This window comes from Allobranchiibius sp. GilTou38, assembly GCF_017565325.1.
GTDB classification, from domain to species: Bacteria; Actinomycetota; Actinomycetes; order Actinomycetales; family Dermatophilaceae; genus Allobranchiibius; species Allobranchiibius huperziae.
Genome location: NZ_JAGEKN010000005.1, coordinates 56744 through 69637 on the forward strand (window position 1 = coordinate 56744; position 12894 = coordinate 69637).

Below are 12894 nucleotides of genomic sequence, written 5' to 3' on the forward strand. Positions count from 1 at the left end.
AAGGCCCCGGACGTCCCGACCTACCGGCCGACGCCGGAGTCGCGCCTCCGACCGACGGCCGTGGGCGCGGGGCAGCGGGCCTCGGGCGTGCCGTCGTGCTGCCAGAGGGTGCCGGTGCTTTCGCGGCAGGCGGCCGCCCCGGTGCCGCGTTCGGACGCTGAACTGCGCCCGGACGGCCCGGTGCCGTCTCGTCGCGCTCCTGCGGCTCGTCCGTCGGCCCGCGCCCGGAGGAACGCGGACCTCGACGTGGCCAGCGGGAGTCCGAAGGACGCTCGGGATCGTTGTCGCCTGCCATGGTCGTTCCGAGGTTACCCGGGCGTATCCACGCGCGTAGGCGATCTGCAGAAGCCTCCCCTGCAGTCACAATGGACCTGACCTGGTTGGGTGGGGCCCAGCCGTACGTGACCTGGTCACGACCTCGACGAAGGGCACATCATGACGCAGAGGCCGAGTCCGGCGTCCCTGGAGAGACCGAATGTCGAGGAACGCACCGACACCACCCGCCAGGACGCGATCGACCGCTCCCCGAACGTCGGGGTGGACCGCTCCCAGGTGATCAGCGCTGGGCTGCGCTGGAGCGCCAGCTGGTCGCTGCGGATGGTAATTATCGCCGCCGGCATCTGGGTGGCGTTCAAGGTCATCGGGATCTTCTGGAGCGCGCTGCTCCCGGTCATCCTGGCGCTCATCCTGTCCACCGTGCTGTGGCCGCCGGCCCGGTGGCTGCGCAGCAAGGGCTTCCCCCCGGCGCTGGCCGCGGCGAGCACGATGATCGGGATGTTCGTGGTCCTGGGCGGGGTCTTCACCCTCATCGGCACCACCGTGAGTTCGCAGTGGGGCGACCTGACCGACAAGGCCGTGGCCGGTGTGCACGACCTGCAGAGCCGGCTCAGCGAGGCGCCCTTCAACCTGTCGTCCACCCAGCTCAACAGCGCCGTGAAGCAACTGACCGGCAAGCTGCAGACCAGCGGGGACAAGATCGCCAACGGCGTGCTCTCCGGAGCGACCATCGCCACGCAGGTCCTGGTCTCTCTGCTGGTCGCCATCGTGCTGACCTTCTTCTTCATCAAGGACGGGCCGCGTTTCCTGCCCTTCGTCCGCCGGATCGCCGGTCGCGGCGCCGGTTCCCACATGACCGAGGCGCTGTCCCGGGCCTACAGCACGCTCGGCGGCTTCATCCGGGCCCAGGCCATCGTCAGCGCGATCGACTCGATCTGCATCGGCATCGGCCTGTGGGTGCTGCAGGTGCCGCTCGCGCTGCCGCTGGTCGTCCTGACGTTCTTCGGCGGCTTCATCCCGATCGTCGGCGCGTTCGTGGCCGGTGCCATCGCAGTGCTGGTCGCGCTCGTGACGGTCGGGCTGACCAAGGCGCTGATCCTGCTGGGCGTCATCGTGCTGGTGCAACAGCTCGAGGGGCACATCCTGTCGCCGATCTTCCAGAGCCGATCGATGGAGCTGCACCCCGGCGTGGTGCTGCTGTCGGTGGCGTTCGGAGGTGACGAGTTCGGGATCACCGGCGCGTTCCTCGCCGTGCCGGTCGCCGCCACCGTGACGGTGATCTTCCGTTACATGAACGAGCAGATCGACCTGCGCACCGGCGACGTGCACGCCGACCAGCTGGAACCCATCACACCCGAGGGAGTGATGGCCGCCGAAGCCGGCGAGAAGCACGGGATCGTGATGGCGAAGCGGTGGCGGTCAGGTCGGCCCGACGCGCAGGAGGAGTCGACTGGTCGCGTGGGTGCGCTGCTCGGTCGGGTCCGTCGTTCGAAACCCGACGCCTCTCGCGGGACGGTCGACCCGGACGTGGCCGACACCCTGAAAGACGACTAGCGCACCTGGCTAGGCGCCCCGCGCTCCCGCACAACGGACCGCGCGGCGCCCGTATGGAGCGCAGGGAGCCATCCCCTCCCACATAAGGGACCACGCGGCGCTCGTTTCGGCCCGCCTGGACCCGAACCAGCGCCCGCCGCTGGTCGCCAGCCGTCGTTTCGGCCCGCTCGGTCCCAAACGCACGGGTGGGCGACGAGACGTCAGGCCAGCCAGCTCGGCGGCCGCTTCGCGAGGAACGCGGCCATCCCCTCGCGTGCCTCGGACGAGGCGAAGAGCCGCGCGGACTGCTCGATGGCCCACTCGCGGTCGTGGTCGAAACGGGCCAGGAGCTGGCGGTTCACCAGCGCCTTGGACTCCGCGAGCCCCTGCGGTGACGCCTGCGTAAGGCGCTCGACCAGCCCGCCGGCACCCGCTGCGGCATCCTCCGCGGCTTCGGTCACCAGACCGATCTCGCGCGCCATTGCCGCGTCGAACGTCTCACCGGTGAGGAAGTAGCGCGCGGCCGCCCGGCTCGTGAGGCGTGGCAACACGGTGAGGGAGATGGCGAACGCCGCGAGTCCGAGCCGCGATTCGGTCAATGCGAAGGTCGACTTGGGGCCGGCGACCACCAGGTCGCACGCGGCGACCAGGCCTACCCCGCCCGCGCGTACGTGCCCGTCGATCTGCCCGACCACCGGGCAGCGGTGCGCGGCGATCGCCCGCATCACGGAGGTCAGGCGGATCCCCCGGGCGGTGTTCGGGTCGTCCTCGCCGGTGACTTCGTTCAGGTCCACTCCGGCGCAGAAGGTGCCGCCGGTGTGCCCGAGGACGACGACCCGCACCGACTCGTCCTCCGCCCCGCTCTCCAGCGCCTGCAGCAATTCGTCGAGCAGGCGGGTGCTGAGCGCGTTGCGGTTGCGGGGCGAGTCGAGGGTGACACGCGCGACCCGCCCGGACACGTCGTATGTGACGAGTGCGGGCGGGTCGGTGGGCTGCGCGGAGTCGGTCATCGGGCCATTGTGACCCGAGGAGCGCTCAGGCCAGGAACTCGAGCAGCGCCTCGTTGAACTCGGCCTCGTGGCTCACGTTCGCCCCGTGCGGCGCACCCTCGATGACGTGCAGCCGGCTCTGCGTGATCGCCTGGTGGGTGCGCTTGCCGGACCCTTCGAACGGCACAGTGCCGTCGGCGTCGCCGTGGATGACGAGCGTCGGCACGGTGACTTTCGGCAGGTCGTCTCGGAAGTCGGTCGTGCCGAACGACGTCATGCACTGCAGGGCAGCGAGCTTGCTGGCCTGACCGGCCATCCGCAGCGCGTCCTGCCGCGCGGCCTCGGTCACCTTCAGCTCGCCGTTCGCCGAGAAGAACTGCGTGGTCAACTCGTCGTAGAAGGTGTCCTGGTTCTTCGTCAACTGCGCGGTCATCTGCGCGGCGGCGGCCTTGGTGAGTGGACCGTCGGGGTTGTCACTGCCCTGCAGCATGAACGGCGGTACGGCGGAGGCGAACACGACACTCCGCAGCCGGCTCTCGCCGTACTTCACGACGTAGCGGGCCACCTCGCCGCCACCCATCGAGAACCCGACGAGCGTGGCGTCGCGTGCATCGAGCTCGGTGAGGACAGCGTCCAGGTCCTCGGCGAGCGTGTCGTATCCGTAGCCGGTCTTGGGTTTGTCACTGCGCCCGAAACCGCGGCGGTCGTAGAAGATCGTGCGGTAACCGGCCTCCTGCAGCGCGGGCACCTGGCCGGACCAGGACTCCCCCGACAACGGCCAGCCGTGGATCAGGACGACGGGGCGGCCCTCGCCACCGGAGTCCTCGACGTACAGGTTGGTCTTGCCCAGGATCCCGGAGCTTGCGGTCACGGTGGTCATGGCGATGAAGCCTCCTTGTCGCTGTCCTGCGGTTACGTCGTCGTGTACCCGGGCCGGCGAGACTCCATGCGCTGCACGTCAGCGACGGGACGTCGGCACGCGCCCCCGACTCAGGCTGACGGTGACCGAGCGCACCCGGTAGGAGACGAAGACCAGGCACGCCGCGAGCGGGATCTCGATGAGACACGCGGTCGCGAGGCTGATGGCCAGATCCGAGCCGGGCGCGGAGGTGGTGACGTCGAACCACGCGTCGCACAGCAGCAGCGTGGCCGCGACGATAGTGGCCGCGATGGCGATCGTCTGGCGGCGCCACAGCGACCACGACGCCCAGGCGAGCGCGCCGAACAGTGCGATGTCGAAACCGGTCCACACCACCTGCCAGTGGCCGGCGACGTAGTGCCGCGGCAGGCGGGCCGCCAGCACGACGATCCAGGGAACGAGCAGCGCGCAACAGGCGGCGAGGATCCGCGGGAACCACCGCCTCGCCCGCACCACCCTCGTGGGTGGGTGGTAGTCGGCCACAGCGAGCGCCTGCAGTCGGGCGGTCAGCCGTCCGCGTTCGGCAGCGGTCAGCTGCAGCAGCATCTCGTCGGTGATCTCGGGCACGAGAGCATCACGACCTTCGTACGCCGGCGGCCCGGCGATCGGCAGGGTGCATGCTCCAGCGTCCCATGCGACGCCCCCGCCCGACCCTGCCCGCGGTCACCGTGCGTCGCGGGCGAACGGTGACCGCTCGGCTACGATCGGGACGCTCGAACCTGCGGCGCGCCAGCTCCGCAGCGGCGAGCGCCGGTCGACGCGTCGTACGTCGTCGCGAACCGACCATCCCCGCCCTCGTAGCTCAGGGGATAGAGCACCGCTCTCCTAAAGCGGGTGTCGCATGTTCGAATCATGCCGGGGGCACGTATGTAGATCAATTTCCATTATGTATCACCGTTTCCAACCCGCGATGGGCTCTCGCACCCTGGGTGCGAGAGCCGTGACAACATCCACCCATGAGCGGCGCCGAGCAACCCGACATTTTTTCGCCTACGCTTCCCAGCCTCCGCTACGAGCTGAGACCATGCGGCAGGTTGTAGAGGGCCTGCCTGGCCGTGGGGTTCCAGCTACTGGTTGGGAGAAGCTCCTCACTGGTGGTCAAGTCTTAGTTGATTCGATCACTACGCGCATCGACGCGAGTGCGGGTCTAGTGGCAGAAGTAAGTTCCATGAACTTCAACGTTTTGTTTGAGCTCGGTTACGCGGTTGCCCGCAATAAACCAACCTGGCTTGCATTTGATGAAACAGATGAGGGCGCAATTCGAGCGTGGTCGGATGTAGCCATATTTACAACCATTGGGCGAACAGATTATGGAGGAAGCGCAGAGACGCTGATTTCTAAATTGGCGGCCGCCCCTCCCAGTCAAACCCCTCCGCTTGCTGAAACTATTCTGGCCGGCGCTAGTCCACGAGCCGCGAATGCCGTATTCGCGCCGTCTTTACCCATTAAGCTGACTGCTGCAACTAATTTAGCAAAATTTCTGGATCGTCAAACTCATTTAACAATTTTGGCATCAAGCGAGGACTTGATGATTGCGCCACTTGAGTTTTATGCTCGCGAGATTTACCGATAATCAGCCGTCGTTCTTTATCTTCTTGGATCGCAACGTCGCCGGTCGTCCGAACATAACGCGCGAGCAAGTTTTCCTCGCTGGATTTGCTCACGGCCTGGAACTTCCACTTCTAATGGTTGTACAGGCGGGCTTTGACGCCCCACTAGATTACCGTGATCTACTTTTTCAATACAACACCTCTGTGGAGCTTATTGAAAAGGTGACAGCGTGGTTAGAATCCATCCCGAAGCCTGCCGGAACCCAACGGCGGCTTGGGCGACTTGAGCTTGACATTGAACTGCCCATTCGGAGCTTCGGCCAATACGTGGCTGAGTACGAAACCGAAGAGCTGCAAAACTATTTTGTTCAAACTAGCGAATTCTCCGCAGTAGTGGATGGCAGCGCCCGAATTTTCGCCGGAAGAAAGGGGACCGGCAAAACTGCAACTATGTCGCAAGTAGCTACAGAACTGATGCGCGACCGCGAAACCCTTGTCATTCCGATGAAACCTTCCTCTTATGAGCTTTCGGGCCTGATTTCGACTCTGGAACAATTTTCCACGTCAGGACACGCAGAGTATTTCATGACAACTGTCTGGATATACCTCATAGAGACCGAGGTTGCGCTTTGTGTCATCAAGAATAGCGAGAGCCGAGCGCTCTCTCTCAAAGAACAGACAAAGATCGATGACCTGCAAGAAATATTGCGTCAGACGGGAGTGTCGGAGCAAGAGGACCTATCCATTCGACTCGAACGTGCCGTCGGTAAAGTGACTGACGGCCTGAGTACGAGTGCTGCTGATCCCGACACTGTCGCTCGATCGCTGCGCATCGATCAGCTGGACAAAATTCATAGCCTTGCCCTCGAAGCAGCCACAACCTTCAGACGCATCGCAATCTTGATTGACAATCTGGACAAAAGCTGGGAGCACGGGGCAGACCTAGGTGTCATATCGAGATTTATCCTTTCGTTGTTAGTCGCTTCAGGCAGGATTGAAAAAGAACTGGGAAGATCGAAGGCCTCTAGAGAAGCGGAGCTGCGCATCACCTTGGCCGTGTTTCTCCGTACCGATATACTCGACGCCGTTCACGCCCAAGGACGCGAGCCAGACAAAATTGGTGCAAGAACAGTCGACTGGTCAGATGAGCAACTTCTCGTCCGCGTATTAGAAGAACGCTACTCGGCAAACAGCAGAACCCGTCACCCCGACTCTATGTGGACTGAACTATTTTGCTCCGAGGTACATGGATTGGGGGTTCGCGACTACTTCTTATGGCGCACTCTCCGCCGACCACGCGACTTCATCTATTTTGCAAATGCTGCGCTGACAACAGCTATTAATCGGAACCACTCACTCATCGACGCGTCCGATATTGTTTACGCAGAAAGAGAATATTCGCGATTTGCGATAGAGGCCCTGCTTGTTGAAAGTCAAGCAAACTCGTTCGATCTTGAGGAGGTGCTATATGAATTTGCCGGGCTAGACTCGACTCTTGATGCCGACGCGTTAGATGTGGCTCTCCGAGCAGTGGTCCGAGATGCTGAACCTGTTAGGGCGTGGCTGACGTCAGCATCCTTTTTAGGCATTGAAGTCACTGAAGGAAAATTCGAATATGTCGAGGGTCAAGTCGCGTCGCGCCGTAAAACGCGGGTGGCACTTCGGAATAGTGAATCAGGAAAGCGTCCGATGCGCTACCGCATCCACCCCGCCTTCCGTCCCTATTTGGAGATTAGAGACGACGATCTTCATGACTAAATCCGGCGTTAGGCACTAACTCGCAGAAGCCCGGTCTACGCCAAGCAACTCTTGGGCTTCAAAGTGCGCGAGGAACAACCGCCGCCGCACGTCGACATCTTCTTTTTCAAAGTTTGATGCAACTTCTCAATTGCGATGGGAAACGTTCGCGGACCCGCATACTAAACTCGTTCAGCGCCCAAATGAACAGCTCTCCCTTTCACGCGGAGGTTTGGAAGCACGTAGGTTCAAGAACACGTTAATCTTCACCCGTGAGCCGTTTCCTAGCTTATGGCGTGTCAAACGGGTAGACATGGGGCAAGCAGCGTCGCTGACCCGGATTCGGCGACGTCGCTGTGCCGGCGGCAGGTCCTGTCCGCCCGGCACGACCCCATCGGACGACGTACGCCGGAGGCAGACCGTGACCAACCTGGCCGACAACCTGACCCAGACCGCCGAGCAGCACGGGGACCGTCCCGCGATCAAGCTCGACGATCTTGTGCTCACCTACTCCGAGCTGCAGGACGGCGCTCGGCGCGTGGCGGCCCTGCTGAAGGACAAGGGCGTCGGGCCTGGTGACCGGGTCGGGCTGGTGCTGCCGAACGTGCCGCCGTTCCCCGTCCTGTTCTACGGCGCGCTGGCCGTCGGTGCGGTGGTCGTGCCGATGAACCCGCTGCTCAAGGGTCGCGAGGTGAAGTACTACCTGGAGGACTCCGGCGCCTCGAGCGTCTTCGCTTGGAAGGACATGGCGGCCGAGGCCGGGAAGGGCGCCTCGGAGGTCGGGATCGAGTGCGTCGAGGTCGGCGCCGACTTCGCCGAGGTGCTCGGCGGGTACGAGCCGGACGAGGAGGTCGTGGACCGCGCGGACGACGACGCCGTCGTACTCCTCTACACCTCCGGCACCACCGGCGCGCCGAAAGGTGCGGAGCTGACGCACCACAGCATGAGCAGCAACGCCGCCACCAGCGCCGAGACGCTGCTGGAGCTCACCGAGAAGGACGTCGTGATGGGGTGTCTGCCCCTCTTCCACGTCTTCGGCCTCACGTGCGGGCTCAACGCCTCGATCCTCAAGGGCGCGTGCCTGACGCTGATCCCCCGCTTCGACCCCGACAAGGCGCTGGCGATCGTCGGCCGCGACCAGGTCACCGCGTTCGAAGGCGTGCCGACCATGTACGCCGCCATGCTGAACGCCGAGAGCGCCGACGAGGCCGACATGTCCAGCCTGCGCGCCTGCATCTCCGGAGGGTCGGCGATGCCGGTCGAGGTGATGAAGAAGTTCGAGGAGCAGTTCGACTGCATCGTCCTGGAGGGCTACGGCCTGTCCGAGACCTCCCCCGTCGCGTCGTTCAACAAGCCCGGCCAGGAGCGCAAGCCGGGATCCATCGGCACCGAGGTGCGCGGGGTGCAGATGAAGCTGGTCGGTGACGACGACGAGGACGTCGCCCAGGGCGAGGTCGGCGAGATCATCGTCAAGGGCGAGAACGTGATGAAGGGCTACTGGGGGCGCGAGGAGGACACGGCCGAGGCCATCAAGGACGGGTGGTTCCACACCGGCGATCTGGCGAAGGTCGACGAGGACGGCTACTTCTTCATCGTCGACCGCAAGAAGGACCTGATCATTCGAGGCGGTTACAACGTGTATCCCCGCGAGGTCGAGGAGGCGCTCTACGAGCACGAGTCGGTCGCCGAGGTGGCCGTCATCGGCATTCCGCACGACGACCTCGGTGAGGAAGTGGGCGCCGCCGTCGCGCTGAAGCGCGGCGAGGAGGTCAGCGAGGAGGACCTGAAGGCGTTCGCGAAGGAACGGTTGGCGGCGTACAAGTATCCGCGCACCGTCTGGATCGTGAGCGAACTGCCGAAGGGGCCGACCGGGAAGATCCTGCGGCGCGAGGTCAGCGCACCGGACGGCGAGTCGAAGTGACGACCACCGGAGCGCGGCCCCGACGCCCCCGGACGAGCACGGCCACGAAGTCGACCGGGTCGAAGCAGCTGGCGCCTCGGGCCGCGGAGAGAGCAGCCTCCGAGAGGGACGCCTCCGCCACGACGGCCGCGCAGGCCGAACGTCGCATGCACGACGTCGATGAGTCGCAGGAGGCCGCCGAACGATCGGCCGACACCGCGCTGGCGACGCCACTCGACCTGCTCCTGTCCAAGGCGGGGAGCGGGCTCCTTCGCCAGTTCGTCCCCGGTATGTCGGGGGTGCGGCTCGCCGCCGGGGTCGCCCGTCATCCGAGGGTGGTCGCGAAGCGGACGGCGGGGCTGGCGTACGAGCTGACCCGGGTCGGCCTCGGTCGTTCGCAGCTGGCCCCGGGCGAGAAGGACCGCCGCTTCGCCGAGGAGGGTTGGGCGAAGAACCCCGCCTTGAAGCGCACCCTGCAGAGCTATCTGGCCCTCGGTGCGGCGGCCCGTGGCCTGGTCGACGACGCCGGCCTGAGCTGGGGCGACGACCAGCGGATGCGCTTCATCGTCGAGAACGTGGTCGAGGCGGCGGCGCCCAGCAACAACCCGTTCCTCAACCCCGCGGTGCTCAAGCGGACGCTCGACACCGGTGGGGGCAACCTGGTCGCCGGCAGTCGCCGGTTCGTGAAGGACTTCGCGACCGCCCCGCGCGTGCCGTCCATGGTGGAGGCCGACGCCTTCGAGGTGGGCCGCGACATCGCGGTGACACCCGGCGCCGTGGTGCTGCGGACCGATGTCTTCGAGCTCATCCAGTACACCCCGCGGACCCCGAAGGTCCGCGCGGTGCCGATGCTGATCGTGCCGCCGACGATCAACAAGTACTACGTGATCGACCTGGCGGAGCACCGCTCGCTGGTCGAGCACCTGGTGCAGAACGGCCAGCAGGTCTTCTGCATCTCGTGGCGCAATCCCGATGTGCGGCATGCCGATTGGGGCCTGGACACCTACGGTCAGGCGATCCTGGAGGCGATGACGGCCTGCGAGAAGATCACCCGGCAGAAGCAGACGTCCATCTTCGGGATCTGCTCCGGCGGTCTGATCGCCTCGATGGTGCTGGCCCACCTCGCCGAGATCGGCGAGGCCGATCGCGTCGCGGCCTACAGCCTGGCGGTGACGGTGCTCGACCAGGAGCGGGCCGGCGTCACCAGTGCGCTGCTCTCGGAGGAGGCGGCCGCGGCCTCAACCCTCGCCTCGAAGGAGAAGGGGTACCTCGACGGGCGCACCCTGGCCGAGGTCTTCGCGTGGCTGCGGCCAAACGACCTGATCTGGAACTACTGGGTGAACAACTACCTGATGGGGCACGCCCCGAAGGCCTTCGACATCCTCTATTGGAACGCCGACCCGGTGCGGATGAGCGCCGCGATGCACCGCGACTTCATGGACCTCGCCATGCGCAACGCGCTGGTGAAGCCGGGCGCCTCCACCATGCTCGGCACCAAGGTCGACCTCGGCAGGATCACCACCGACTCCTACGTCGTCGCCGGGATCGCCGACCACCTGTGCAAGTGGGAGTCCTGCTACCAGACCACCCAGCTCTTCGGCGGCGACACCAAATTCGTGCTCTCCACCAGCGGCCACATCGCCGCCATGGTCAATCCGCCCGGCAACCCCAAGGCCAGCTTCCAGACCGCGCCCTCGGGCGGCGGCCGGCAGGGCAGAGACAACCCGAAGGACACCGTGAAGTGGCTCTCCAGGGCGGTGAAGGTCAAGGGCAGCTGGTGGGATGACTGGACCGAATGGCTTGCCGGTCGCACCGGCGAGGAGCGGACCGCGCCGCGCTCGCTCGGCAACGCCGCGTACCCGCCGCAGGACAAGGCCCCCGGCACCTACGTCCATGACCGCTGAGCGGGCCCGCCCGCGCGCCGAGGACCGGGTGCGCAACGTGACCGTACGAGGCGTCACCGGCCGTGTCTCGGTGCGGCCCGGCGTCGGCTCCTACACCGACCAGGTCCCGTTGCTGCTCTGCAACGGGATCGGCACGAGCCTGGAAGCGCTGCAGCCGTTGGTCGACGAGCTGCATCCCGACCGCGGCCTCGTGCGGTTCGACGTACCCGGTGTGGGCGGCTCGCAGCTGCCGCCGTTCCCCTACACGATCGCCGGGCTGGCCTCCTGGGTCACCGCGCTGATGGCGAAGCTGGGGCATCGCCGGTTCGACGTGCTCGGCCTCTCCTGGGGTGGCGGGCTCGCGCAACAGCTGGCGGTGCAGGGCCCACGTCGCGTACGCCGGGTGGTGCTCGTCGCCACCGGCACCGGGACGCTGATGGTGCCGGCGCACCCCCGCGTGCTGCGGATCATGTCGACCCCGCAACGACACCGCGATCCGGCGTACGCCGCGAAGGTCGCGCCGCAGATCTACGGCGGCTCTATGCGCACCCATCCCGCCCGCGGGGCCGCGCTGCTGCACGGCGCCACCCGATCGGGCTCCAAGCTCGGCTACTACTACCAACTGGCGGCGATGACCGGCTGGACGAGCCTGCCGTTCCTGCGCCTGCTGCGGCAGCCGACCCTGGTCATGGGCGGCGACGACGACCCGATCATCCCGATCGCCAACCCGAGGATGCAGGCCGCGCTGATGCCCCACTCGCAGCTGCACATCTATCACGGGGGCCACCTCGGCATCCTGACCGAGGCCGACGCCCTCGCCCCCGTCATCGACACGTTCCTCGACGACGAGGACCCGACCCGCACCAGGAGCACCCCCGATGAATGACGACACCCCGGCCCTGGAGGACTCCCCCTTCTCCGACTTCCTCGGCTTCGAGCTGCTGCTGCAGGACGAGGACCGTGAGCTGCTCACCCGGGTGCACGCGTTCATGACCCGTGAGGTCGAGCCGGTCATCAACGACTACTGGACGCGTGCGGCGTTCCCGCACGACCTGCTCCCCGGCATCGCGAAGCTCGGCATCGCCGGCCTGGCGTACGACGGTCCGGGCTGCCCGAACCGCGGCGCCCTGGTCGACGGGATGGTCGCGATGGAACTCGCCCGGGTCGACCCGTCGATGTCGACCTTCATGGGCGTGCACGGCGGTCTGGCGATGGGGTCGATCCAGCTCTGCGGCTCGCCGGAGCAGCGCGAACGCTGGCTGCCGGCGATGGCGCGTCTGGAGTTGATCGGCGCGTTCGGGCTGACAGAGCCGGACGTCGGCTCGGCGATCTCCGCCGGTCTCGCGACCAGCGCGCGACGCGACGGGGACGAGTGGATCCTCAACGGCGAGAAGAAGTGGATCGGCAACGCGGTCTTCGCCGACCTCGTCATCATCTGGGCGCGTGACGAGGAGGACGAGCAGGTCAAGGGGTTCGTCGTCGAGAAGGACACGCACGGTATGACGTTCGACAAGCAGGAGGACAAGATCGCCCTGCGCGTCGTCCAGAACGCCGAGATCCACCTGCACGACGTGCGCGTCCCCGAGTCCAACCGGCTGCAGAACGCGACAAGCTTCCGCTCCACCGCCGACGTCCTGCGGGTGACCCGGATGGGTGTGGCCTGGCAGGCCGCGGGATGTGCCCGCGGCGCGTTCGAGCACGCGCTGCGCTACACCACCGGCCGCGAGCAGTTCGGCCGACCGATCTCCTCGTTCCAGATGGTGCAGGACCTGTTGGTGAAGATGCTCGCCAACGTCACCGCCTCCACGGCCATGAACGTGCGTGCGTCACAACTGCAGGATCAGGGACTCCTGAAGGACGAGCACGCGTCACTGTGCAAGGCGCACTCGACCGTGCGGATGCGCGAGGCCGTCGGCTGGGCGCGAGAGGTGCTCGGCGGCAACGGCATCCTGCTCGAGCACCACGTCGGGCGGTTCGTGGCCGACGCGGAGGCCATCTACTCTTACGAGGGCACCCGCGAGATCAACACGCTGATCGTCGGACGCGCGATCACCGGCGAGAGCGCGTTCGTCTGACCCGTGTCCACGTCCCGGCGAGATGTCATTTC

10 protein-coding genes and 1 tRNA gene are annotated in these 12894 nt (G+C 65.9%); 8 read left to right on the top strand and 3 right to left on the bottom strand.

All coding sequences use genetic code 11. The features are described 5' to 3' along the window. Positions 1-435 precede the first annotated feature (435 nt). Positions 436-1830: an AI-2E family transporter gene (locus JOB34_RS03710; protein ID WP_208051459.1), complete on the top strand. Its 1395-nt coding sequence runs from the start codon at positions 436-438 to the stop codon at positions 1828-1830. A gap of 200 nt (positions 1831-2030) precedes the next feature. Here the strand turns inward: JOB34_RS03710 and JOB34_RS03715 are convergent, their stop codons facing one another. The 3 genes from JOB34_RS03715 to JOB34_RS03725 form a co-directional block, all read right to left on the bottom strand. Then, a complete protein-coding gene (locus JOB34_RS03715; protein ID WP_208051460.1) occupies positions 2031-2819 on the bottom strand; it encodes an enoyl-CoA hydratase family protein in 789 nt (262 codons plus the stop codon). Positions 2820-2844: 25 nt separating this feature from the next. Then, complete coding sequence (locus JOB34_RS03720) at positions 2845-3678, bottom strand: alpha/beta hydrolase (protein WP_208051461.1); 834 nt, start codon at positions 3676-3678, stop codon at positions 2845-2847. 78 nt (positions 3679-3756) lie between these two features. Next, complete coding sequence (locus JOB34_RS03725; protein WP_208051462.1) at positions 3757-4284, bottom strand: hypothetical protein; 528 nt, start codon at positions 4282-4284, stop codon at positions 3757-3759. A gap of 224 nt (positions 4285-4508) precedes the next feature. Between JOB34_RS03725 and JOB34_RS03730 the strand changes: the two genes are divergently transcribed. The 7 genes from JOB34_RS03730 to JOB34_RS03760 all read left to right on the top strand — a co-directional run bounded on the left by JOB34_RS03730 (position 4509) and on the right by JOB34_RS03760 (position 12862). Next, a tRNA-Arg gene (locus JOB34_RS03730) sits at positions 4509-4581 on the top strand. 160 nt (positions 4582-4741) lie between these two features. Continuing rightward, positions 4742-5290, top strand: a complete 549-nt coding sequence (locus JOB34_RS03735) for a hypothetical protein (RefSeq protein ID WP_208051463.1) — start codon at positions 4742-4744, stop codon at positions 5288-5290. Further along, on the top strand, positions 5259-7025 hold the full coding sequence (locus JOB34_RS03740) for a hypothetical protein (protein WP_208051464.1): 1767 nt from the start codon (positions 5259-5261) through the stop codon (positions 7023-7025). The genes JOB34_RS03735 and JOB34_RS03740 overlap by 32 nt, the downstream gene beginning before the upstream one ends. Before the next feature lie 400 nt (positions 7026-7425). Then, a complete protein-coding gene (locus JOB34_RS03745) occupies positions 7426-8925 on the top strand; it encodes a long-chain fatty acid--CoA ligase (protein WP_208051465.1) in 1500 nt (499 codons plus the stop codon). A 146-nt stretch (positions 8926-9071) separates the two neighbouring features. Then, entirely contained in the window at positions 9072-10808 is a 1737-nt protein-coding gene (locus JOB34_RS03750) for an alpha/beta fold hydrolase (RefSeq protein WP_208051466.1), read from the top strand. Beyond that, the gene (gene phaZ / locus JOB34_RS03755; RefSeq protein WP_208051467.1) at positions 10798-11673 is read left to right on the top strand and encodes a poly(3-hydroxyalkanoate) depolymerase; all 876 of its coding nucleotides are present in this window, start codon (positions 10798-10800) and stop codon (positions 11671-11673) included. The genes JOB34_RS03750 and phaZ overlap by 11 nt, the downstream gene beginning before the upstream one ends. Beyond that, positions 11666-12862 carry an acyl-CoA dehydrogenase family protein gene (locus JOB34_RS03760; protein ID WP_208051468.1) on the top strand — a complete coding sequence of 399 codons (1197 nt, stop codon included), beginning with the start codon at positions 11666-11668 and terminating at the stop codon, positions 12860-12862. The genes phaZ and JOB34_RS03760 overlap by 8 nt, the downstream gene beginning before the upstream one ends. Positions 12863-12894 lie beyond the last annotated feature (32 nt).